This window comes from Brevibacillus nigriterrae, assembly GCF_049846925.1.
Classification (GTDB): domain Bacteria; phylum Bacillota; class Bacilli; order Brevibacillales; family Brevibacillaceae; genus Brevibacillus_H.
This window is the reverse complement of record NZ_JBNCMT010000006.1, coordinates 143,433-166,837: the sequence shown is the minus strand read 5'-3', so window position 1 is coordinate 166,837 and position 23,405 is coordinate 143,433. Positions and strand designations below refer to the sequence as shown.

The following is a 23,405-nucleotide window of genomic DNA, read 5'->3' as shown; positions in this document are numbered from 1 at the left end:
TATGATGCACAAAATGAGAAAGAAAAGAAAAGTCGTCTTGTTTCTCCATATTCCCAAGACTGCTGGGAAAACACTGGGGGAAATTCTCAAGAGCCAATATCCCGCACGAGTGGTCCGATTTGATGGAACCCCGAAACATCGCTGGTATAAAGGAAAAACAGCACTCTATTTGAGACGGCAATGCAACCAGGGAAAACGTTGCATCTATGGTCACTACAATTTCGCAATGAATCTGCATGAAAAGCTGTCCAGACCATTTTGTTACATTACGATGCTTCGAGATCCAGTAGATCGTGTCATCTCTTTGTATTTCTACATCCGAAGGTCACCTGGTCACTATCTGCACACACGGGTGCGAAATATGAGTCTGGCACAGTTTGCAAGTGCACAGGATATTCATGAAAATTCGAACAGTCAAACGATACTGTTAGCCGGAAGCAACAATGCTGAATTAGCAAAACAAAATCTTGCTAGGTATTTTTCGGTGGTTGGCTTAACGGAACACTTCAATGAATCCTTATTTTTAATGAAGCGGGAATTGGGCTGGAGGAATCTCAGACGGTATGTATCCTATCATGTTTCAAAACGACGGCCTTCTGTAAGAGAGGTTTCACCCCAAGTCATTCAGATCATCCAAAATAATAACAGGTCAGATATCGAGGTGTACGAGTTTGCCAAACATTTGTTTCAGCAAAAATTGAATTCCCTGGAGCCTGAAGCCAGAAATCAACTTCAAGTCTTTTTGGGTCAAATAAAACCATGATCGAAAGGATGCAGGGGGTGTAAACTGTGCCAGACGTTGGGATTGTCATGCCTGTCTATCATCAGAGGAAAGACATTCTGCGTGCTGCCATCCGCTCCATCAGCAGGCAGACGTATAAAAACTACAAGATGATCATCGTAATCGATGGAATCACTCCCGGTGTTCTCCGTGTTGTCAGACGAGAAGCAAGGAGAAACAAGCGAATTCAGGTTGTAGCCTACAGGCAAAACCGGGGAACGGCAAACGCACTTAACGTTGGTTTTGACATTCTGAAGAAAAATCCGCAAATCAAATATCTAACTTGGGTTGCCAGTGATAATATCTACTACCGGAATTTCATCCGAATCCTAAGAAGACATCTGGTTAGGGGGCCAGCTACACTCGGTCTGGTTTATAGTAATATGAGGCTGATTAGAAGCAATGGTACTTTCATTCACACATCCAGAAGGTGGCAGAACCGACCCAAAGAAATTTTGCTTGACTACAATTTCATTTTGGGGTCCTTTTTGTATAAAAAGGAGTATGCCATAGCAACTGGAGATTACCAGCACACGCCTGTGGAAGATTACGACTATTGGCTTCGGCTGACTGAACTTTGCAATATTAAATATATTCCCAGGGCTTTGGTATCTTATCGGATGTTTGGTCCCAAAAGCAATTCGATAAAAATCAGAAATAATCTGGGGCTGTATCGTCATAATCGATATCAATTTCATTTGGTTAAGCACTTAGCCAGAATGAGAAGAGGAATCCCTCCAGAAACAATGGTCATATTACCTGTTACAGACAATACAGCAAATCCAATTGGCAAACTGGAGGCTATGCTAGAGCAGGACTACAGCAACTTTTTCCTGCTTGTTGTCAATTCTTCCTCAGACTCACAGACTTTGCAAGCCCTTCAACAAATTCCTGATTCAAGACTTCACGTTATTTCTTCGCCAGTTGTTGGAGAACAAGAGTTGATTCAGCTCGCAACCACTTATTTGCAGACAAGGTTTATCTACCTTCACGATAAAAATATCCAGTTGGAGAAATATCAATTAGAAAATGTCATTGGTACGGCAAGAATCATGTATCCACAAACAGAAACTCCTGTTTTGCTGAGAGATTGATAACTATGCGAGATGAACTCAGAAAAATCGTAAACAATGGCTGGTTCGATTTGCATATCCATACGACTGCTTCTGATGGCAGCTATTCTCCGAAAGAAGTCGTTCAGAGGGCAAAACAAAACGGGCTTATGTGCATAGCCATAACGGATCACGATACCCTGGATGGGATAGCAGAAGCGATAGAAGAAGGGGGTAAACTGGGAGTAGTCATTATCCCAGGAATTGAGCTCAGTACCAAGTATCAGGGAAAAAGTATCGATATACTGGGATACGGAATGACGAACCATTCTGAGTTGAAATCTCTTCTGATTCAGTACTGTGATGGACGCTTACGAAGGGCTCAACTCATCATCGACAAATTTACAGAATTGGGAATGCCGCTGACCATGGAGGACGTCATGCAGTTTAGTAGAGGAAGTATTATTGCCCGACCACACATTGCTAAAGCAGTTGTTCAGAAAGGATATGTTGCAGATACACAAACCGTTTTTGACCAATTTCTTGGTAATGGAAGGCCGTGTGATGTGGAGAAGGTGCATCAATCTACACAGGAGGCAATCTCTCTCATCCATCGATATGGTGGGTGTGCCGTATTAGCACACCCCATTCTTATTCAGGATAATGATTTGGTCAATGAGATAGTGGATGCGTACCCATTTGACGGGATCGAGGTATGGCATAGCAAGCAAAAGGGAAGCAGTGTCCAACTATACAAAGAAATAGCTGAAAGGTTCGGTCTGTTGATGACCGGTGGATCGGATTTTCACAATGATCAACAATCGATTGGGGATTTTGGATTGTCATGGCATGATAAATGAATATCGATAGAGGGAGGGAGAGTCACTTGGATGTCATTCTTTCCGCAGCTACCCACCGTTCAGGATCGACGCTTCTACAGCGGATCTTTAATGCCAGGAAAGAGACACTTGTTTGGGGCGAACATTTAGGCGTCTTACGGGACTTTGTTCACATACAACAGAAAGTGATGAGAATGTCTAGAATGGGCCAAAAAAGCAGAGAATCCTATTTCAATCAAGGGGAAAATCCGAATCAATGGCTTGCTATCATGGCACCTGGGCCCTATTTTATTCGGGCGGCAACCATTCAATCGGTTAAAATGTATCTAGATTGTCTGTACAGTCAACATCGAGAAGGACACGATATGGTAGGATTCAAAGAGGTGCGATATGGCGCACAAGAATTATCTATTCTGCAGGAATGCTATCCACAGGCAAAGCTTGTCCTCATCGTCCGCAATCCAATCGAAGCATGGAAAAGTTATCCGAAGAGCTGGGGAGAGTATCGTTCTGCCTTGCAATTTGCAAGGCAGTGGAATCGAAACGTGAACTATTATTTACAGCTAGTGAACAGCAATCCTAACGCCAGCCTGATTCAATATGAAAAAATGGTGAGGAAAGATCCAGTTACGATAGAAAGACTTGCCCAATTGGCTCAATTAACCCATCAAGAAATACATTCCGTTCTTGCACAAAAAATTCGCGGTTCTCGAAGAAAAAAAACCATTACTATGGCACAAAGAGCAATCATCAGAAGACATTGCAGAAGGAACATGAGACTGCTAGGGTATCTGTAAAAGAGGAAGAGCGGTGACCTGTGAAAGGGTCACCGCTCTTTTCCTTTGCTAACGATGGTAAATCAGTTGATAGGCAGGCTCTGCATGGGGGGGAATGCTTGTAACGGAGGGGAGGTGTGGAGTGTTTCGCGCTGCTTTTATAAGATGGTCCATCTCATCGATTTCAACAAAATTAGCATTCTTGCTGTAAAACATGACAAAAGGAGTTGAAACCTGTGCTAATCCTGTCTGAATTGCCTGTGGAGTGGTTCCGTTCGGGAGGAAAATGAATTCGATACGTGGGTCGGGTATTTGATTAATGACTGCGGAAGCATCTAAATTCGGTGAAGTATCAATAATCAGCAATTTGTAATTTGTGTAGACTTGTTCTAACAAATGTTCGAGCTTTGCGATTGTATGGGGAGAAGCGTCACTCACTGGAAAAAGTACAGTTGTCTCAGGTGGAATACCTCTTCTATGACGGGCTTCCAACGTTATCAAATTCAAAATATACCTTTTATGGCGGTATTTCTCAGGTGAATTCCTTAATTCGAGGGAATTGCTGTGAGGAGTACGAATTCGGAAGTCCATTAGAATTTTCGGAACAAATCTCATATCACAAACCTCAAACAGCCGCAGGAAGTAGTCATAATCTTCTACTGGTGTATAGCGATAGCCTCCTACTATTCGTGCAAACCGTTTTTTATACAAAAATGCGTAACCGATATAATACATTTCCAGTAAATCTTCTTTTGTTTGTTGACTTTGCCATTGGACGTACCCCTTCATTTTTTCTACATCGACAGGGGTTCTGTTCACATCTACGAACCGAAAGCTAGAATGGACGAAGCCAACTTTAGGAGGGGAATTTCTTAATTTTCGTCTAAGCAATTTGAAGCAATTGGGATAATACACATTATCGCTTGAGACCCAAGTTAAGTATTTAATTCTGTTCAATCTCATGAGATATCGAAACCCGATGTTCAATGCTCGTGATGTCCCTCTGTTCTGACGTTGGGCAATAATGACAATTCTTTTATCTCTTCTTTTAAAATTTCTAGCAATTCTTAGCACATTGGGTGTTACTCCATCAATGACAATAACCAGCTTAAAATTTCGGTAGGTTTGTCTAAGAATTGAGCGAATTGCCTGCCTGAATAAGTTGTCATTTTGTTTGTAAACTGGCATGACAATTCCAATATCAGCCAAAATCCTCACTCCTTTTAGTAGAACCAGATATGCAATAGGGTATTCACCTCTCTGCTTGTTCGCTCACGGCTTTCTCCTAGGAGCTCGGCCCAAATCAGTTCGTATATTCTGTGCTCATGAGACAAGGCACATGCCGTTTCCTGTATAAAAGAACCTTCATATGTTGGAATAGATACGGGTAAACAGCGAATGAAAGGTGGATACCTCGTGAGGATAGAAGGAGTTTCAATCATTACTTGTACGAACAAATCACAGTTTATTGATAATATTTTCGCGAATTATCAAAGCCAACTGTGGAGAAAAAAAGAGCTCATTATCATATTAAATAATGATTCACTTGATATTGAGACATGGAAAAGCAAAGCAAGCTCTTATCCAAATGTTTCGGTTTTTCAGCTACAAGAGCATTATAGTCTGGGGAGATGTCTTAACTTTGGTGTGCATCAATGCAAATATCATACAATCGCAAAGTTTGATGACGATGACTATTATTCTCCTTACTATATAAGATCTTCCATGATGGCGTTTCGTAGAACCAAGGCCGATATTGTGGGCAGAAGATCGTATTTCACCTATTTTGAGGATGATAAATCATTGTATGTCAGATATCCCAATCGAGAAAACTCCTATCAAAAATATGTAGCTGGCGGTACGATCATGTTCAAGAGAAGAGTGTTCCGCAAGGTAAAATTCAGTGATAGATCGATCGGAGAGGATTTTACATTTCTGGATGCGTGCAGGCGAAAAGGATTCAGAATTTACGCTACCAATCGATCCCACTATGTGTATATCCGGCGAGCCAATCCAAACCATCATACATGGAGGCCAACGAAACGATACCTTCGGGGTACAGGGAGATTTGTCGCCTATACAAACGATTTTCGTCCCTTTGCGGTAAGGGCAAGGCGAGTATAATTAGCCACAACACGATTCAACATAGTTTCTACGGCCCATTGTCCATCAGCAAATTCACGAGCTTGAGATGAGAGAGAATCTCGGAGGTGCTGATTTTCGAGCACTGTTGATAATTGCAGAAACAAGGAGTGGCTGTCTTTTTTTGGGAAAACGAGCCCGGTTTTCTGATGTTCGATTAATTCCGGGATTCCTCCAGCAGATGAGCCGATCACCGCCTTGCCAGCAGCTTGGGCCTCCATGATGGCATAGGGATGATTTTCTTGAATACTGGCAAGGACGAAGATATCCGATTCTCGTAAGAGTGCCGGAATATCTCTTCGGTATCCAAGAAACACTACATGTTTGTTTAAACCGAGACGAACACATTGATCCTTTAACATTTTATGCAAGGAGCCGCTCCCTGCAAGTAGACACTTCCAATCTGTTCTCACCTTCCTCAGCTTTTGCAGTGCTTCCAGGAGATAGATGTGTCCTTTTTCTCTTTCCAAGCGAGCTGAGCAAATAATCACCTTTTGGTTGCCTGCTTTTTGAATGTCCGTCGGCTGTTCCATCTGAACACGGAATTGATTCAGATTAAATCCCAGCGGAATGATAGAAATATGGTTTTCTGGTACCTGAAAATCGGTAATAAATCGATTTTTCATGTACTTCGTTGGAACAATGACCGAAGTAGAAGACATGATTCCCGTTTTCTCCAGCTTGGTCACGTATGCATCTCGCTTGGGAGTAGAGGGATTCAAGATCCCTTTGATGATGAATTCATCACGAATCGCTCCATGAATTGTTGTCACAAGAGGGATATCTTTTGGTTTGACTCGAGATAAGGCGATGGCAGAGAAGACCTCTTGTGCATGAATCAGATCATATTGTTTGAGTCGGAGCGAAGCGGCAACCAATTCCAGCCGGTATCTGCGCCACTCAAACAGGTTAATTTTACCCCCAAGCTGAGACATTGTTTGCCTGTGTAGAGCTAATGTTCTCGATACAAGCTCGGTTATGCTTTTATCTTCTACCATTCGATTTTCATAAAACAAATAAAATCGCTTTGTACCCGGATGAACGGCCAGAATGTCAACGGTATGCCCCAGACTGCGAAGGCCTTTTGCCAGTTCTAAAACATACGTCCATATCCCACCTGCACCGGGGAAGGTAAGAATGGAAGTAAGCAGGATTTTCATTTCCTTCTCCTCCTTTTGACAACAGGCATACCTCTTGGTTGTCTTTTCGGCAATGGTTCGACCATCAGTAGCTTCTCAAACTCAGGATGAGGAATCCGATATCCTAACGGTAATGCATGGATGATTCTGTTCCATAGATCGAAGGGAATCATGGCTGATCTAGAATTGTTCAATCTGGAAAAAATGAAATGATACGGCCTACTGGAGACAAGTCCAGTATTTTTGTTTCCGAGCCTATTTCCTCGCATGCCCTTGTCTATTTTACGATCCTTCATGTCGATAACCCTTTCTCTATGAGTGAAATAACCTACTCCATGTGTAAATCTATACTATTCACCATCCGCTCCTATGGATTCGTACAAGTGCCTACCACGCTGATAAAAAAGCCACTCCTATTTTTTCCTGTTTTTTATTTCCGCTAGTGACTATCAATAGTAGCACAGACGAGACCACACTTCCGCTCATATGATAGGGCAAACAACTGCTGATTACCTACTGGAGTGTGGTTGTGATGAAAATACTGGTGACAGGTGGAGCAGGGTTTATTGGATCACATGTTGTCGAACTGTTAGTGAAAGAAGGAATGGACGTCATCATTGTGGATGATTTAAGTACAGGACAGCTTTCAAATATTCCTCCACAAGTCACGTTTTACCAGGCCAATATCGTGGATGCGGGTGTGGCAACGATTTTTCAGAATGAGAAACCGGATTTTGTCATTCATCTGGCAGCTCAAGTAGATGTAGCAAAATCGATAAAGCACCCAATGGATGACGCAAACATAAATATCGTCGGCACAATCAACCTGCTAAACCTTTGCAAGGAGTACCATGTCCGAAAGATTGTTTACGCCTCAACTTGTTCTGTCTACGGAGAAGTTGGAGATTACAGCATAACGGAGTCAGAACCGATACATCCGATCTCTTCATACGGCATATCCAAAATAACCTCAGAAATGTACATCAGGCTGTTCCAGCAGCAATACAGCCTTCCTTTTACAATCCTGCGCTACTCCAATGTATACGGACCTCGTCAATCGATTATCGGCGAAGGATGCGTCATTCCGGCTTTCATCCACAAACTGTTGGAAGGAAAATCGCCTGTCATTTACGGGGATGGAGAACAGACGCGAGACTTTGTCTATGCAAAGGATATAGCCATGGCAAACCTGCTCGCCTTGTTTCATGGAACAAATGAAGTGATGAATATTAGCAGTAATGAAAAAACCAGTGTGAATCAATTGTTCAAGCTGATTTCATCCATTCTGCACTGTACAAATCCACCTGTTTATGCAGCCCAGCGGAATGGAGATATTCGTTTTAGTCGTGTAAGCTCCCAAAAAGCTCAACTTAGTCTTGGCTGGTCGCCTCAGTACGACCTCGCAACTGGATTAAACGAAACGATTCGTGAAATGTCTGGAAGAAAATAAGGAAAACAAGGGAGGAGGAGTGGATTGGATCAACTGTTGGATGAAATCAAAGTCACCGTCGTCATACCGACGTATAACCGATGCGACATGATCACGAAAGCCATCACAAGCGTTCAGAACCAAACAATGAAAGAGTGGAAGCTCCTCATCATTGACGACGGTTCAGTCGATGGCACAGAAGAAGTTGTCTCTGATATCACTTGTGAAGATCAGCGAATCAGCTATTATCGCATGCCTGTCAACTCAGGTCAGGCACATGCATTAAATACAGCGCTCCAAATGGTAACAACCAAATATATGATTCAGCTCGACAGTGACGATTGGCTGGAGAACCATACGCTGGAGCGGCTTGTGACTGCCATGGAGAATCAGCCTGAGACTACTGCGATGGCGTATGGTAATTATACGGTGTGGTCACCACGTAAGAAGTTCGTTGAGAGACTCAGACCTTTTTTGAACCAACACAAATATGAGTTCATCAGCTATGGCCCCACCTTGTGCCCGAGATTCTATCGTACCGACTGTCTTCGTGCAGTGGGAGGATGGGATACACATGATAAATATGGCGGAAGATTCGTGGAAGATCGCAGGATCATGTATAAACTGCTCGGAAATTACGATTTCTTATGGCTTGATGAGAGACTGTACAACATTAATCGAATGGTTAACAAGAATAGCCAGCTTACTCGCCATGTTCAAGCATGCAACGAAGTGAAGCGAGAAGCAATACTCGCTACCCTACATAATTGGGGAGGTGAGTATGTACCCCAGTTTTCTAAGTTTCGGGGAGGATGGCTGAAGACGGAATTAATTCCAAAACAAAGGCTTTTGAACTTGAGCCGGAGAAAGGCAAGACGTAGAGTAAAAATGAAATTGTTAAGACAAAGAAGATTGCGTGGTCTAAGAAAAACGCAACAACGAAAAGAAATTCGGCCTGTCGGAAAAATCCGACCTGTCAGAAAAAAACGCGGTATTCGAAAGTTGCTTCTGACACGAAGGTTACGAAAATCAGAAAAATCTCAAAGGTCACAACGATTTCCCGGTATGATAAGGTCCTCTAAACGTACTGTCAGGAGAAGAGCCAAAAAACGAACAGGTTAATTCTACAAGTTGGAAAGGAGCGGAGAATGGGGTGGATAAATCCTTTATCCAAAATGCAATCAATAACTATTATTATATCGATCCAAAGTACACCTCTCGTCCAAGACCGGAATACAGCCTGATCCGGTTTAAAGGGGTAACCTGGCAACCCAACGTGTATGCACTGGCGAGGTTCATTGGTGAAAAACTCGGGTGCAAATATATGATTGATATCGGAAGCGGTGCTGGCTTCAAACTGGCGAGCATGTACCCGGATTTTCAGATTATCGGAATTGATTATGGCGAGAATTTAGTAAACTGCCGTGCAAAGTACCCATTTGGCTCGTGGACCGAACACAATTTAGACCATCCTGGAGAGCTGAACCTGCCGGATGAAATCGTGAAAGATGCTGTGGTTATTTGCGCTGATGTGATTGAGCATCTGATCAGTCCTGGATATCTGTTATGGAAGTTAAAAAAAGTCATGGAGCTTGCGCCAATCTGTCTTTTGTCCACTCCCGAACGAGAACTTACCTATCGTTACAACCATATGGGCCCTCCTTTTAATCATTGCCACACACGTGAATGGAAACTGGGCGAGTTCAGAAATCTGCTGCTCTCGTTTCAGTTTGAATTAAAATATCTGGGACTAACAATAAGCAACGACAAGGATTTACGAAAAGAAACGATACTGGCTATTGTAGGAAATAATCAGCATCAATGTAAAGGCTACGACCAGTTGATCAGCAAGCAAGATATCGATATGAGGGCGTAGGTGACAGGACAAGGAATCATACTTCATGAGATCACAAGGAGGGTATTCCTGCATGAAGGTAGATTGGTTAATCGTAGGGTCCGGGTTTACCGGTGCCACTTTGGCAGAACGACTGGCAACCCAACTCAATCAGAAGGTATTGATTGTCGAAAAAAGAAATCACATCGGGGGAAACTCCTACGATACCTACAATGAAGATGGAATTCTTATTCATCAATACGGCTCTCATACCTTTCATACCAACTCCCCCATGGTGTGGAACTACCTTTCCCAATTTACAGAGTGGAGACCCTACTTTCATGAGGTATTGACTGTAGTCGATGGTAAAAAAATCCCTGTTCCTTTTAATCTCAATTCATTATATATTCTGTTTCCTGTGAAGTTTGCGGAGAAACTGGAAGAGCAGCTGATTAATCATTTTGGTTACGGTGTAAAGATACCGATCTTAAAACTGCGTGAAAGTGCAAGTGGGGAGCTCGGTTTCCTTGCAGAATATATCTATCAAAATGTCTTTTATCGTTACACTTTAAAGCATTGGGAACTGGCACCTGATCAACTGGATCATTCTGTTACGGCCCGTGTCCCTATCTATATCAGTCGAGATAACCGTTATTTTCAGGATACGTATCAGGGGATACCAAAGTACGGCTATACGGCACTTTTCCAAAAAATGCTTGCCCATCCCAATATCAAGCTGCTGTTAAACACAGACTACCGGGAAATTGCCGATGAAATCCAGTTCAAGCGAATGATCTATACGGGGCCGATCGATGAATATTTCCAATATCTCCACGGTCCTCTCCCGTATCGCAGTCTTCGTTTTGAATTTACGACATTGCCGCAAGAGTACTATCAGGAAGTGGGGACCATTAATTATCCGAATGAATATGACTACACACGTGTGCTTGAGCAGAAACACCTCACGGGCCAGATTTCCTCTAAAACGACTCTGTCGTATGTCTATCCAAAACGATATGATCACAAGTGCAACGATCCGTATTATCCCATCCCTCGCCAGGATAATCGGGATCTCTATCAATTGTATCGAAAAGAAGCAGACCAGATAAAGGAGAAGGTCCTGTTTGCGGGGCGTCTTGCTGACTACAAATACTATAATATGGATCAGGCTGTTGCTCGTGCATTGACTCTATTTAAGGAAATCTCGGGAAAGTAGAGAAGAGCGCAAGGAGTGGATTTGATGATTTGTTTTGCGATACTAGCTCATAAAGATGAGCCGGCACTACTTGATCAGATAAGAAACATTCGAAAATATGCAGGCAGAAATGCACGGATTGTTTTGTATAACGGCGGGACTGATGCGAATTTTGGAAAAGAACTTTGCAATAGAGAGAATGTGATGTATTGTCCGTATTCAAGGCCGTTGCAGTGGGGGAAGACAGGCAGGTTTTTTTATGATGTGATGAGGTGGCTCGAGGAAATAAATGCACCTTATGAGTATTTGGTTTACACTGAATACGATGTACTGTTTGTCAATCATGGATTTCCGGCATTGTTGCAACGGATGATGAGAGGCTTTGATGCAATGGTACAAAGAGTGCAATTTGAAAGGATTCCACATAAAACCTGGTGGCGTCCAGCCCAATCGATGTGGAGAGAGTGGGGGCAATGGCAGCCTTTTTTTAATGCAAACTACTTTTGTGGTACGTTTAACCCGATGCAAGTGTATCGGCATCAAATCGTGAGACGGATGCTTGCGAGGATTGACCATCAGAAGCTGGAGGAGCTGTTTGCAACAACAAACGTGTTTGCTCTGGGTGAAATGTTATATTTGACATTAGCCGTACACGCAGGGGGGAGATGTCGTGCGTACCCGCGCAAACACAAAAGATATTTACGCTTTCGCCCTCCCATCAGTATGCGTGAGATAAAAAAGGTGAAAGCCAACCGTAACATCTTTTTTATTCATCCTGTAAAAGATGAAGCTGTTCGAAGATGGATATGTAAACTCAAAACTCCACTAACGAAGAGAAGAGTAGTGAGAAAATCTTTTGTTACATGGAAGGAGACTCCTGTCAGATTCAAAAGGCGGATTAGAAAAAAAAGCTCCTAACAGATTACTGGATAGCAGCATGTAGCTAAAAAATGTTCATTGTGAAATTTGTTGATTTTTAGTGTTGCATATTTTTTAGCTATGTGCTATATTTCTTTATGTGCCAAGTAAACAAAATGTTCTTGGGACTTAAAAAAATGGAGAGATACCGAAGTGGTCATAACGGGGCGGTCTTGAAAACCGTTAGGCGGCAACGTCACGGGGGTTCGAATCCCTCTCTCTCCGCCATACATACCAACCAGAGCTGATAGTGTGACTATCAGCTTTTTTTATGTGAAAATACGTCTCGGCCGTTTTGTCGATATTTTTTGCTCATTTCCCCACAATACCTGACATAATTCTTGAAGTCGGGCCACTATACTGAAAGGACATATCTCTTCAGAGAGGCTAAGTGGGAGGGTGAATAAAATGAAATACTCTTGCAAGCACTGCTGCAACATCATTCATAATGATCTGGAATGCCCGATTTGCGGCAAAAACGAAATCATTCCAATCATTATAACGATCAGTGTACAACCAGAATCAACATCAATTCAATGGAAGGCAGCTATTCAGACACGAGTCTGACGATTAGCGAGTGCTTGCGGTTAGCGTCTTTTGACAAGACCGCTTTCAATGGAATGGCGATAAGTTGGGCTTCGTCAGAATGGAAACAACAGACATAAGTGAATTCGATTGGATAATTTGCCCCCGGGTTCAAGTTTCTTTTGATGTGGGTGAGCAGCATTTCCAGAACATCCCATAGTCTTCGCGTCAGATGGATGGGGTCAGTATGATTATTCGGATTGATGTATTCATGCCATAAATGATGAGAGATGAAGGTAGGGATGTTAATTCCCATTTCTTTCGAGTAAGCAGAGACATCGTGGAGGTTTATTTCATTTTGTATGTATGGCTCAGTGTTCAAGCTGATCATCAGTTCCTCTCTTCATCATGTATACTCATTCATTTGTCTTACTAAAAATACTACCTGCTTTTTTCCAATTTGATGGTGATGATTATCACACGAAAAGGGAAAAATTATAGCTTGTCGATGGAGCGATTTTGTTGTAGTATTAGTTTATTGCTAAATTAGCTGTAGCACTCGAATAATGTGGAGAGATACCGAAGTGGTCATAACGGGGCGGTCTTGAAAACCGTTAGGCGGCAACGTCACGGGGGTTCGAATCCCTCTCTCTCCGCCATACAAAAAAATGTACACCACCATTAAACGCATTGTTTGATGGTGGTTTTTTCATATTGGTTTGGCAGGATTTTGACGGCGGTCAACGAAATGAATGAATACCATATTAACGAATCGAATAGAGAGGTTTTCTTGGATAGGTTTGTTCTTATCGCAAGGTTATGCGAAGGTTATCAGTGGAGAGGAAGGAAGCAGGATGAGCAGAACGCGGATCATGTTAACCAAGTTCACACCCCCGCGTATCAAGGAACATATTCTTCGTCGGCCGGGACTGGCTAAAAAAATGCGGTATATCTTGTTGAACTCGTTCACGTTAATCCATTCAGGGCCAGGGTATGGCAAAAGCACGATGTTATCACTGTTTTTCGCAGATAAAAAAATCCCTGTTTGCTGGTATAACATTGAAGACAAGGATGGAGATTTGCTTCGGTTCATCAGTCATATTGTTGAGTGCATCAGACGTGAACATCGGGAATTCGGGAAAGATTTGCTTCGTACCCTGGAGAGCATGGAACAGGTATTAAATCCTGACGATGTTGAGCTGTTAGTCTATCAATTTGTGAATGAGCTGATGGCAATTCCACAGGATGTCATTCTCGTTCTTGACGATTATCATTCCGTTTTACGTTCATTCTTTATCGATCAATGGATGCAATTGGTGGTTCGCAATCTTCCGCATCATGTAAAAATTGTCATTGCCACCAGACAGCAGCCTCTTTGGCCGTGGCTTCGATTGATGAAGATTCGTGGAGAATATTTTGAGATCAACCAAAAAGACCTTACGTTCACAGAAGAAGAGACAGAAGCCTTGTTGCTCGATGAATTCAGGCTCTCTTTGTCGCCAGAAGAGACCAAAAAGATTCATCAGGTCACAGAAGGATGGGCGTTAGCAATCAGGCTGTATGGAGAAAAGCCAGACTGTGAGCCACAGAAGATTCATGAAGAATTACTCCACTTTCTTGATGTGGAAGTGTTAGGCGATCAGGAATACCATATTCAACGGTTCCTGGAGTATACAAGTGTGCTCGACAGTTTTACCAAGCGAATCTGTGTCCACATTATTGGTCAAAGTGCGGATTCGCTGCTTGATGAAATTTCCGGGCGTAATCTGTTCATTTCCTCCATGGAGGATGGCTACTATCGTTATCATCCCATTTTTCGTGAGTTGCTATTGAATCGCCTGAATCACGACCCGACGGTGAAACACACCATTTTACAATCACTTGCTTCGTACTACCGAAAGCAGGAAGATGTGGAGAAAACACTTGCCACCCTGTATCAGATAGAAGATTGGGAACAGATAGGCGAGGTGCTGGTACATTACGCTGAACAAATGATTCGGTCTGAAAATTTGGAACAGTTGTACGGGAACTTGAAATCTCTTCCTGATCATGTGAAAAACAAATATTACAAGCTGTGGTTTTATCAGGCGGAAGTGGCTCGCTATCGCTGTATTTATCCTCTTGCTCTTACGTACTACGATCAGTTCATGCAGCTTGCCGAACAAAATCAAGATGTGTATTCCCGTTGCCTCGGTTTGGAAGGCAAGGCACGGGTACATCTGGATAGTGTACAGGGAATCAAGGCAGAAGAGCTGCTCAAACAGGCGATTCAGCTTCTTGACGTGACCTGTGAAGAGTTGGCACCACGCCTGTACCGTATGCTGGCCGAAATCTATACCAATCGCGGCAACTCGACAGAAGCGGAGAAGTGGTATCTTCGCAGTCTGGAACTGGAGTACCAGGCAGAGGTTGAAATTGAGTCCCGTCTCTATTTTCGCACAGGACGGTTACAATCTGCGATTCACCTGCTAGAGAAGAAGTGGAATGAGGAAAAGCGCAAGGGATTTTCCCAGCTAACCCGTTCCTACAAAGAAACTTCGCTTTTGCTCGCATTTGTGTATGGGATGAACGGAGAGACCGAAAAAGGGCTTGATTATGCGCAGAAGTCGATCGAAATCGGCAAAGAAGCCAATTCCCCATTTGTCGAAGCGAACGGGTACATCCGCAAAGCGCATCTGGCGATGAATCATCAAGACTTTACGACAGAAGAGGTTCGCCATCTTTATTTGAAAGGTCTTCGCATGATGGAAGAATTGCAATCGACACGGGGCAAGGCAGAAGCGCTGCTCGGTTTGACGATCTTGCACGGACGAGAGAAATCACTGGACCTGGCTCTGGCCTATGGTCACAGAGGGATGCAGGAAACAGAAGCGATCAAGGATGACTGGTTACACGGGCTGATTCGACTGGGAATGGGAATCGCCTATGCACATATGGGCAAATATGAGCAGGCACGACCGGTTTTCACCGAGTGTGTGGAGCTGTTTCGTACCTGTGGCGATCACTACATCGTCTCCATTTCCTACTTCTGGTTGAGTTATCTTGCCATGAAGCAAGAAGACTGGGCGAGCTTTGTACCTGCCATCCGCGAGGCACTTGGCACCATTCAATCGGGGGAATACAGTTTTTTGGTTGAACGCCCGACGATGTTTACTCCAAGGGATGTCCAAACGTTTATGCCGCTGTTAATTGAGGCACAGAAACGTCAAATCAGATTGGATTATATTTCACAGCTATTGACGGACCTGGGGCTGCAAAACGTAACGTTTCACCCTGGGTATACCCTCCGCATCCAAACCCTTGGGCAATTTCGCATTTGGTTGGGAGATGCTGAGCTTAGCGAGAAAGCGTGGCAAAGAGGAAAGGCGAAGCAGTTGTTCCAGTTGTTTTTGACCAAGCGCCAACACTTGCTGGCACGTGAAGAGATCTTTCACTATTTGTGGGAAGAAAGCGATGAAGAGGCGGCTTCACGAGATTTCAAGGTAGCGCTGAACGCCTTGAACAAAGCGCTGGAACCGCAGAGAGAAGCACGAGCAAGTGCCTTCTTTGTTCAACGCCACGGTTCATCGTACGGATTTAATCTGGCTTCTGGTTACCGAATCGATGCAGAGGACTTCGAGCGGTTTGTCACAATTGGTCTGGATGAACGTGATGAGAAAAAAGCGATTGAATACCTTGAAAAAGGGCTTGCCTTCTATCAGGGCGAATATTTGCCAGATTGTCGGTATGAGGATTGGTGTATGGAGGAAAGGGAACGGCTGCATGTGCTGTTTTTGCGAGGGGCAGAAAAGCTTGCGCAATTGTATGCATGTTTGAAGCAGTTTGATATCGCCATACGGTGGTGTGAGACCATCCTTCGTACAGATGATTGCTGGGAAGAAGCCTATCGCCTGCTGATGTATTGCTATTACCGCAAAAACAACAGAGCACAGTCCATTCGCTGGTATGAGAAGTGCGTCGCCAAACTGCAGGAGCAGCTTGGTGTTCAACCGCTGCCGTCAACTCGTGATACGTATGCATTGATTATGGATAAAGGAATTGATGGAGTGCCGAACTAACATGGGGTCACTTTTAAAAAGCTATTGTTTCTTTTGAAACAAAAGCTTTTTTTAATTCAAAAATATTTTATTAATAAACCTTTTGAAGGAAAAATGACTTTATGGTCGAATTGTGTCAAATTGGTGGTAATAAAATACGAAAAAGGAGATTCCAATGAAGTCGTTAAAGGCGCAGCTAATTCTCAGCAGCATGTTACTGGTGTTAGTCCCATTACTATTTTCCAATTCGTTAAGCTATTATTTTTTCTCAAACCATATCGAAGACAGTACAGAATCGCAAGCGCTTTCAACTGCCCACAATATAGCTGATCAGGTATCTGCATTTGTAGACAAAAGCTACACATTAAATGAGGTGCTATCCAAGAGTTCAGATATCACAAGTGTGGACCCGGTTCGACAGCAAAAGCTATTGCTTGATACTGCGAAGGATTATCCGTTCATCGATTTACTGTATGTCCAGGGAACAGATGGAATGCAAACGGCAAAAACAAGAGGAAAGCCAGGAGATCGTTCCAATCGCTGGTGGTTCAAAAAGTTTATGGAAGAAAAACAACCATTCGTCAGCAAATCCTACTACTCGATTTCGACTGGTGTCACGGTAACTTCCATTTTTCATGCAGTGGAAAAGGATTCACAGATCGCTGGCATCATGGCAACCGACCTTAATCTTGCCTCCATCCAGGAAATGATTGAGCAGAAATTTGCTAACCCCGCCTTGCAAGCAACGGTTATTGACAGTGAAGGGGTCGTGATCGCACATCCCGATAAACTGCAAGTATCTGAGATGTACAACTACAAGACCGGCAAGAAAACGATATTAAAAAAGGACAACAACGGACAGGCTCTCAAAGACAAAGATGGAAATGAATTGACAGAAGAGCTGGATATTCAGTTGCCAACAGAGGTTAATTCCGTTGTACAAGAAGCACTTGCAGGTAAAAACGGGACTATTGAATATACGGATCTGGATGGACGAGAAGTGCTTAGCGCCTATTATCCGGTCAAATTGCCTGGTGAAGGCTCCCAGTCATGGATGGTCATCGCCACAGTAGATAAAAGCATTGCCATGGCGCAATTGAAGGAACTGCAATTGAAAAACCTCGGCATGGTTATTTTGGTACTGATTATTGTCGTAGCGCTTGTTTATTATATCTCGATTCGCATTACCAAACCGATTGTGGAGATGGAGAAGAAAATCGTCAATGTGTCAGGCGGTAATCTCAAGGAGACGTTGGACGGGATCCAGACATCATCGAAAGAACTTAACTCACTCAAGAAAAATATGGACGAGATGATCTCTCATACTGCCCAATTAGTAGGTTCCATCCAAAATAAATCTGCTCAATTGAGACAGGCTTCCGATCATTTGACGAATACATCAGAAGAGATTTTACAATCTACTGACCAGATCACACATGCGATACAGGAAGTAGCAAGCGGATCGTCTACCCAAATGATCAGCTTTACAGAGACAGCAAAAGCAATGGAAGAAATGGCGCAAGGAATCCAGCGGGTAACCGAATCAGCCATGTCGGCAGCTCGCTCGTCGTCCATGGTAACAGAGGATGCGAAAAGAGGCGAAAGCACCATTCAGAAGGCCATTCAGCAAATGGATCAGATCAGCGAAGCGGTAGGCGAATCTTCTGTCGTTGTCAAACAACTAGGTGAGAAATCACAGGAAATTGGCAACATCATTGAAGTGATTACGTCGATTGCCAATCAGACCAACCTGCTTGCCCTGAATGCAGCAATTGAAGCGGCACGTGCAGGAGAACAAGGAAAGGGCTTTGCGGTTGTCGCTGATGAAGTGCGAAAACTGGCGGAGCAGTCCAAGCAATCAGCCGATCAAATCGCCAACCTGATCCAGGAAATTCAGCAGTATACCGGTCGAGCCGTTCAGGTAATGGAAACGGGCACAAAAGAAGTCGAGCATGGAACAAATGTCGTCCAGGAAGCAGGTAGTACATTCCAACGAATCCTGGGTGCTGTCCAAATGGTAGCGGATCAGATTCAGGAGGTGTCTGCAGCTACACAGCAGATGTCTGCGAGCTCCGAAGAAATTAGTGCGACAATGGACGAAATGCTGACGATTACGAGAGAGGTATCGTGCAAAACAAACGATGTCTCCCACTCATCTACTACACAGGTGGAGCGAATGCAACAAATAACCAACTCTGCTGTAGCTCTCAATCATTTGGCACATGAGTTGCAGGATGAGATCAAGAAGTTTACGGTATAGCAGCATTGACTAAAATAGGAACTCCACCCGTCCCTTAGCGGCGAGTGGAGTTTTTTTGGGAAGACCTGCAAAGGAGAATGGTTTTCTTATAGTATCAGAAAGTTTAACTGCTTTAAATCGTTAAAGTAGTTAAACTTCTCCTTTTGCGTGAGCCACGCCAGAAAAATGCTTGTCCTTTGCAAAGCGACTTTGACAGTGCAGCTTAGACTTTTCCTCATTCGTCAGGGAAAAAAGTGGGCAACCAGCGTTACTAAAGAGGCAGCAGCGTGTTTGACCACTTCCTGACGATTAGGAAAGTCGGACAGTTGGTCTTCTATGCAAACTGTCAGGGAGACCTGCAAAGGACAACATTTTTCTTACTTTCGGAAAAGCAAGTAAAGCAAATAAGGTGCCCCTACAATGGATGTGATAATACCACAGGGAATTTCGATTGGGGCAAACATGACTCTGCCAAGGAGATCGGCAGTCATGACAATCAAACCGCCAACAAGTACCGAAGTGATCGATAAAATTCCGTGAGACGCCCCAACGATTTTGCGAGCAATATGGGGAGCCATCAAACCAACAAAGGAAAGAACACCAGCATTTGCAACAGATACACCCGTAAGTGCAATGCTGATTAGAATCAAACGTCCCCGGTTCCATTCCATTCGGCTGCCCAGTCCTCGTGCAATGTCATCTCCTAAATGAAGTACATTCAAATGACTGATGAGAAAAAAAGTAAGAACAATGAGTGGAAGTATCCACAGAACCAAAGACCAAACATGTTCCCACCCTCTTCCGTAAACACTGCCTACCAACCAAATTGTTGCTTTTGTAACCAATTGTATTTTCCCATGCATTTGAACAATTTGAATGAGTGCTTGGGCAATTGCGGCAATTCCAATCCCGGTAAGGATCAGGCGTAGGGGAGAACTACCATTCTTCCATGCCAGCAGATAAGCAAAGATTCCCGCTACGAAAGCACCGAAAAAAGCGGACAAGGGAACAAGCGAAAAAGAGATGGAAGGAAACAAGACGATCGTAATGATAGCCCCCAATCCTGCCCCTGCATTTAATCCGATGACACCGGGTGAAGCGAGTGGATTGCGTGTCAAAGCTTGCAGGATCATTCCCGCTAGTGCTAGCCCGGCACCGACAAAAAAGGCGACCAGGATTCGCGGGAGCCGCAAGGTCTGGACGATAAACTCCGCTTTCTTATCCCCACTTCCTAAAAGAGTTTGGATCACTTCCCAAAATGGAATTCGGTATTCTCCAACACTGAGCGAAATGACAAAAATTAGTAAATTGAGAACAACCAGACTTAAAATGACAAGTAAATACCTTTTGTTCACTTCCATTCCTTCTTTCTTACCAGATAAATCAGGAATGGCCCTCCAAGGATAGCGGTCATAATTCCAACGGAAACATCCTGTGGATAGAGAATGAACCGAGATGTGATATCGGCTGCAACTAAAAGGATAGCCCCAACAATTCCTGAGTATATGAGTAGCGTTTTGTAATGGAATCCAGTAAATGGCTTGATCAGATGAGGGACAGCTAACCCGATGAATCCAATAGGCCCTGCAATCGTCACTGAGCTTCCAGCCAAAAGAACGACCGTCAACAGGGACAAGCCTTTGATCCACCCCGTTTTTTGCCCTAATCCGGCTGCAACCTCTTCTCCCAGGCTAAGAGTGGCAATATGTCTCGCCAACAGGAAAGACAAGAGTAAGCCCGACAGAATAAAGGGCAAAACCTCGTACAGTTGCTCCATGCTTCTGCCAGAAATAGAACCAGCGAGCCAAAAGCGCATCTCATCCAGTGAACGCTCATCCAGAATCAGAAATCCCTGAGTAAAGGAAACCGACAGGGCCGTAATCGTTGCCCCCGCTAAAGTAAGCTTTATAGGTGACAGGCCCGCACGACCGATTGAACCAAGTGCAAAAACAAGGGTGACAATGATAGTTGCTCCTGCAAACGCAAACCAGATATAGCTGATGCTTGAGTTTTGAAAAAATAGCAAACTGCACACGACACCAAGAGCCGCACCAGAATTTAGTCCAAGCAGTTCTGGTGAAGCAAGCGGGTTTCTGGTAATCGATTGCATGATGGCTCCGCTTACGCCTAGAGCTGCACCAACAGCCAGTGCGATCATCGTGCGTGGCAACCGAACAGTCTGGATAATTACGTGATCTTCTGAGCCGGTGTAAGCCGTGAAGGAGGAAAAAACAGTTTGATAGCTTACTTGTTTGGTTCCAAAGATGAGGCTTGCCAAACAGCAGAGGAACAATAAGCACAAAAAAAATAAGAGTCGAGTAATGGAAGCAGTTTTATCTGAAAAAAACATTCATGCTCCTCCCTAAAAAGGTTTTTGGTTGACAAAGGTAATAATGGGGTTTTATAGTAACTTTGATAATAATTATCATTATCATTATAAAAGGAGGAATTACATATGGCAATCTTGAAACATCACGCAACTTTCGTTAGAATCATGATTTTCATATCTATCATCTTTTTGACAGCCTGCACAGGGGAAGCGACAACGACAACCAATCAAACACCACCTGCATCAAGTGGGGAAAAGCCAACCGAAACATCGTTGGAGATCACCCATTCCATGGGGAAAACAAAGTTGCCCAAAAAACCGGAGAAAGTGATCACCCTTGATAACGGAGCACTTGATAACCTGATGGCACTCGGGGTGAAACCGATTGGAGCTGCAACTGCTGTCGCCGACCAGCCGTTTCCTGCTTACATAAAAAATGTGGATGGCATCCAAAACATTGGAACCATCGATCAACCCAATCTGGAGTCTATTGCGGCTCTCCAACCGGATATCATCCTGGGATCAAAGGATACACACGAAGCGATTTACGATAAACTTAGTCAAATTGCTCCTACTGTCTTCGTAGAAACACTGGGGGCCACCTGGAAGGATAATCTCAAGCTTCAGGCTGAAGCAGTTGGGAAGTCAAAGGAAGCGGAACAACTATTAACTGATTACAATAAAAGGTTGGAAGAATTTAAAGCAAAAATGGGTGATCAATTGACTAAAACTCATGTATCACTCTTACGCCCAAGAAAAGATAATATTACGGTTTATCTGAAACAAAATTTCAGCGGCAGCATTGTTCAGGATGCAGGTTTGCCTCGTCCGGCAGCACAGAATAAGGATGAGTTCACTGTGAAGCTCAACGAAGAAAAAGTAGCTGACATGGAAGGAGACGTGATTATCTGGTTTACTCGTGATAAGGAAAACCTGTTGAATACGAAAATCACGGCAAACCCGACCTGGAAAGGCTTCCAGGCAGTGAAAGACAACAAAGTATTTGAAGTGTCGAGTGAAACATGGTTGAGCGGTCTCGGCTATCAGGCTGCAAATTTGGTGCTGGATGATTTATTTGCCCATCTAGTAAAATAGAGTAATCTGCAAGTCCTCAAGATTGAGGACTTTTTTCATTTTGGAAAGATTGATAAAATATAGCTTTGAAAGGGATTGAAGGATGACTGAAAGATAAACACCATGAAAGGAAAGAACACTGTATGAATGTGAATCTTGTGTTCAAGCAACTGAATCAAATGATGGTTTCTCCTACTTTTGCTAGAGTAGAAATCATAACCGCTGATCATCCAACATCCATATCCAATGTTGCCAAGCATATGTTTAATTATGTCAAAAGGGGTTCGGGACGGGTTGTTTTTCGAAGAGGGACTTTTCCGTTAAGTGCAGGGGCAGTTTGGGTATCAGTTCCAAATGAAGATATGGAGCTATTCGCGAATCACGAGTTAGAAATCCATTGCATTGAGTTTACGTACTGGAGTGAAGCATCGGCAACAGAAGGAACCATTGTCTATCGTGAGGCTGGTGCAGACTTTCCGATACAGGGTGTTCATCAAATGAAAAATCACGCACAGGTACTTCATCTAGCCGAAGAGCTGGAGAAAAGTTTTGCGTTTGTCGATGAAATGGTAGTATTTCGGCAGCGGTTACTACTAGAGCGATTGTTTTATTGTGTTGTACAAGATTTGGGATCAGTCCAAAAAAATCAAAACACAGTAAGTTGCATCGAGCAGACTTTCTCTTACATCGATCAACACTTCATGATGAATGTCACTTTAGAATTACTGGCAAAGAGAGCTGGAGTAAGTCCAAGCTATTATTCCCGTATGTTTAGATTCCTGAAAGGTGTAAGTTTGTCGGAGTATCTCCTCATGCTGCGGATGGAGCGGGCGAAAGAGCTTCTTGCGCTGCCACATGAACGCTTGCGTGATATAGCACAGAGTGTCGGCTACAATGACGAATTTTATTTTAGCAAGATGTTCAAAAGAAAGATGGGGATATCACCATCGGAGTACCTCAACAGGCGGAGTAAAACAAAATAGTTCATTGAATTGGACATGAAAATACATGGAAGCAACAGAAGGGTATCTGTAGAATACTGATTGATAATAATTTTCATTATCATAAAACTACATAGAGAATGAAAAACAGGCAT

Annotated in this window: 20 protein-coding genes and 2 tRNA genes; 17 read left to right on the top strand and 5 right to left on the bottom strand. The window is 43.5% G+C overall.

The features are described 5' to 3' along the window. Positions 1–13: 13 nt before the first annotated feature. The 4 genes from ACPW7N_RS06710 to ACPW7N_RS06695 are packed head-to-tail and all read left to right on the top strand — an operon-like array spanning position 14 to position 3,469. Entirely contained in the window at positions 14–763 is a 750-nt protein-coding gene (locus ACPW7N_RS06710) for a sulfotransferase family 2 domain-containing protein (RefSeq protein ID WP_425650257.1), read from the top strand. 26 nt (positions 764–789) lie between these two features. Beyond that, positions 790–1,875 carry a glycosyltransferase family 2 protein gene (locus ACPW7N_RS06705; RefSeq protein WP_425650256.1) on the top strand — a complete coding sequence of 362 codons (1,086 nt, stop codon included), beginning with the start codon at positions 790–792 and terminating at the stop codon, positions 1,873–1,875. Between the two features lie 5 nt (positions 1,876–1,880). Beyond that, positions 1,881–2,693: a PHP domain-containing protein gene (locus tag ACPW7N_RS06700; protein WP_425650255.1), complete on the top strand. Its 813-nt coding sequence runs from the start codon at positions 1,881–1,883 to the stop codon at positions 2,691–2,693. Between the two features lie 26 nt (positions 2,694–2,719). Further along, complete coding sequence (locus ACPW7N_RS06695) at positions 2,720–3,469, top strand: sulfotransferase (protein ID WP_425650254.1); 750 nt, start codon at positions 2,720–2,722, stop codon at positions 3,467–3,469. 48 nt (positions 3,470–3,517) lie between these two features. Here ACPW7N_RS06695 and ACPW7N_RS06690 read toward each other — a convergent pair whose 3' ends face one another. Continuing rightward, on the bottom strand, positions 3,518–4,657 hold the full coding sequence (locus tag ACPW7N_RS06690; RefSeq protein WP_425650253.1) for a glycosyltransferase family 2 protein: 1,140 nt from the start codon (positions 4,655–4,657) through the stop codon (positions 3,518–3,520). A 207-nt stretch (positions 4,658–4,864) separates the two neighbouring features. On the opposite strand from ACPW7N_RS06690, the gene ACPW7N_RS06685 reads away from it, so the two are divergent. Continuing rightward, positions 4,865–5,572 (top strand): glycosyltransferase, encoded by a 708-nt coding sequence (locus tag ACPW7N_RS06685; RefSeq protein ID WP_425650252.1) that lies wholly within the window; start codon positions 4,865–4,867, stop codon positions 5,570–5,572. Here the strand turns inward: ACPW7N_RS06685 and ACPW7N_RS06680 are convergent. Beyond that, on the bottom strand, positions 5,524–6,750 hold the full coding sequence (locus ACPW7N_RS06680; protein ID WP_425650251.1) for a glycosyltransferase family 4 protein: 1,227 nt from the start codon (positions 6,748–6,750) through the stop codon (positions 5,524–5,526). The two genes, ACPW7N_RS06685 and ACPW7N_RS06680, sit on opposite strands and share 49 nt — an antisense overlap. Before the next feature lie 511 nt (positions 6,751–7,261). Here ACPW7N_RS06680 and ACPW7N_RS06675 point away from each other — a divergent pair. The 7 genes from ACPW7N_RS06675 to ACPW7N_RS06645 all read left to right on the top strand — a co-directional run bounded on the left by ACPW7N_RS06675 (position 7,262) and on the right by ACPW7N_RS06645 (position 12,672). Further along, positions 7,262–8,179, top strand: coding sequence for an NAD-dependent epimerase/dehydratase family protein (locus ACPW7N_RS06675; RefSeq protein ID WP_425650250.1), 918 nt, complete (start codon positions 7,262–7,264; stop codon positions 8,177–8,179). A gap of 24 nt (positions 8,180–8,203) precedes the next feature. Continuing rightward, positions 8,204–9,280, top strand: coding sequence for a glycosyltransferase family 2 protein (locus ACPW7N_RS06670; protein WP_425650249.1), 1,077 nt, complete (start codon positions 8,204–8,206; stop codon positions 9,278–9,280). A 31-nt stretch (positions 9,281–9,311) separates the two neighbouring features. Beyond that, complete coding sequence (locus ACPW7N_RS06665; protein ID WP_425650248.1) at positions 9,312–10,034, top strand: class I SAM-dependent methyltransferase; 723 nt, start codon at positions 9,312–9,314, stop codon at positions 10,032–10,034. A 52-nt stretch (positions 10,035–10,086) separates the two neighbouring features. Beyond that, on the top strand, positions 10,087–11,208 hold the full coding sequence (gene glf, locus ACPW7N_RS06660; protein WP_425650247.1) for a UDP-galactopyranose mutase: 1,122 nt from the start codon (positions 10,087–10,089) through the stop codon (positions 11,206–11,208). 24 nt (positions 11,209–11,232) lie between these two features. Then, positions 11,233–12,105, top strand: coding sequence for a hypothetical protein (locus ACPW7N_RS06655; protein WP_425650246.1), 873 nt, complete (start codon positions 11,233–11,235; stop codon positions 12,103–12,105). Positions 12,106–12,244: 139 nt separating this feature from the next. Continuing rightward, positions 12,245–12,333: transfer RNA gene (locus tag ACPW7N_RS06650), tRNA-Ser, on the top strand. Positions 12,334–12,513: 180 nt separating this feature from the next. Continuing rightward, entirely contained in the window at positions 12,514–12,672 is a 159-nt protein-coding gene (locus ACPW7N_RS06645) for a hypothetical protein (protein ID WP_425650245.1), read from the top strand. Here ACPW7N_RS06645 and ACPW7N_RS06640 read toward each other — a convergent pair. Next, the gene (locus ACPW7N_RS06640) at positions 12,653–13,021 is read right to left on the bottom strand and encodes a hypothetical protein (protein WP_425650244.1); all 369 of its coding nucleotides are present in this window, start codon (positions 13,019–13,021) and stop codon (positions 12,653–12,655) included. The two genes, ACPW7N_RS06645 and ACPW7N_RS06640, sit on opposite strands and share 20 nt — an antisense overlap. Positions 13,022–13,200: 179 nt before the next feature. Between ACPW7N_RS06640 and ACPW7N_RS06635 the strand changes: the two genes are divergently transcribed. The 3 genes from ACPW7N_RS06635 (at position 13,201) to ACPW7N_RS06625 (ending at position 18,927) form a co-directional block, all read left to right on the top strand. After that, positions 13,201–13,289, top strand: a tRNA-Ser gene (locus tag ACPW7N_RS06635). 195 nt (positions 13,290–13,484) lie between these two features. After that, a complete protein-coding gene (locus tag ACPW7N_RS06630; protein WP_425650243.1) occupies positions 13,485–16,688 on the top strand; it encodes an AfsR/SARP family transcriptional regulator in 3,204 nt (1,067 codons plus the stop codon). Positions 16,689–16,842: 154 nt separating this feature from the next. Then, a complete protein-coding gene (locus tag ACPW7N_RS06625) occupies positions 16,843–18,927 on the top strand; it encodes a methyl-accepting chemotaxis protein (protein ID WP_425650242.1) in 2,085 nt (694 codons plus the stop codon). Between the two features lie 356 nt (positions 18,928–19,283). On the opposite strand, the gene ACPW7N_RS06620 is transcribed toward ACPW7N_RS06625, so the two are convergent. Continuing rightward, positions 19,284–20,267: a FecCD family ABC transporter permease gene (locus ACPW7N_RS06620; RefSeq protein ID WP_425650241.1), complete on the bottom strand. Its 984-nt coding sequence runs from the start codon at positions 20,265–20,267 to the stop codon at positions 19,284–19,286. After that, positions 20,258–21,256 carry a FecCD family ABC transporter permease gene (locus ACPW7N_RS06615; protein WP_425650240.1) on the bottom strand — a complete coding sequence of 333 codons (999 nt, stop codon included), beginning with the start codon at positions 21,254–21,256 and terminating at the stop codon, positions 20,258–20,260. The genes ACPW7N_RS06620 and ACPW7N_RS06615 overlap by 10 nt, the downstream gene beginning before the upstream one ends. 105 nt (positions 21,257–21,361) lie before the next feature. Here ACPW7N_RS06615 and ACPW7N_RS06610 point away from each other — a divergent pair, with 105 nt between their 5' ends. Both ACPW7N_RS06610 and ACPW7N_RS06605 read left to right on the top strand, forming a co-directional pair. After that, positions 21,362–22,330, top strand: coding sequence for an ABC transporter substrate-binding protein (locus ACPW7N_RS06610; RefSeq protein ID WP_425650239.1), 969 nt, complete (start codon positions 21,362–21,364; stop codon positions 22,328–22,330). 122 nt (positions 22,331–22,452) lie between these two features. Next, the gene (locus tag ACPW7N_RS06605) at positions 22,453–23,292 is read left to right on the top strand and encodes a helix-turn-helix transcriptional regulator (RefSeq protein WP_425650238.1); all 840 of its coding nucleotides are present in this window, start codon (positions 22,453–22,455) and stop codon (positions 23,290–23,292) included. The last annotated feature ends 113 nt before the right edge of the window (positions 23,293–23,405 follow it).

Coding starts and splice junctions, on each gene's coding strand:
- ACPW7N_RS06710 (WP_425650257.1), top strand. CDS start 14: ATGAGAAAGAAAAGAAAAGTCGTCTTGTTTCTCCATATTCCCAAGACT.
- ACPW7N_RS06700 (WP_425650255.1), top strand. CDS start 1,881: ATGCGAGATGAACTCAGAAAAATCGTAAACAATGGCTGGTTCGATTTG.
- ACPW7N_RS06680 (WP_425650251.1), bottom strand. CDS start 6,750: ATGAAAATCCTGCTTACTTCCATTCTTACCTTCCCCGGTGCAGGTGGG.
- ACPW7N_RS06675 (WP_425650250.1), top strand. CDS start 7,262: ATGAAAATACTGGTGACAGGTGGAGCAGGGTTTATTGGATCACATGTT.
- glf (WP_425650247.1), top strand. CDS start 10,087: ATGAAGGTAGATTGGTTAATCGTAGGGTCCGGGTTTACCGGTGCCACT.
- ACPW7N_RS06655 (WP_425650246.1), top strand. CDS start 11,233: ATGATTTGTTTTGCGATACTAGCTCATAAAGATGAGCCGGCACTACTT.
- ACPW7N_RS06645 (WP_425650245.1), top strand. CDS start 12,514: ATGAAATACTCTTGCAAGCACTGCTGCAACATCATTCATAATGATCTG.
- ACPW7N_RS06640 (WP_425650244.1), bottom strand. CDS start 13,021: ATGATCAGCTTGAACACTGAGCCATACATACAAAATGAAATAAACCTC.
- ACPW7N_RS06630 (WP_425650243.1), top strand. CDS start 13,485: ATGAGCAGAACGCGGATCATGTTAACCAAGTTCACACCCCCGCGTATC.
- ACPW7N_RS06625 (WP_425650242.1), top strand. CDS start 16,843: ATGAAGTCGTTAAAGGCGCAGCTAATTCTCAGCAGCATGTTACTGGTG.
- ACPW7N_RS06620 (WP_425650241.1), bottom strand. CDS start 20,267: ATGGAAGTGAACAAAAGGTATTTACTTGTCATTTTAAGTCTGGTTGTT.
- ACPW7N_RS06615 (WP_425650240.1), bottom strand. CDS start 21,256: ATGTTTTTTTCAGATAAAACTGCTTCCATTACTCGACTCTTATTTTTT.
- ACPW7N_RS06610 (WP_425650239.1), top strand. CDS start 21,362: ATGGCAATCTTGAAACATCACGCAACTTTCGTTAGAATCATGATTTTC.
- ACPW7N_RS06605 (WP_425650238.1), top strand. CDS start 22,453: ATGAATGTGAATCTTGTGTTCAAGCAACTGAATCAAATGATGGTTTCT.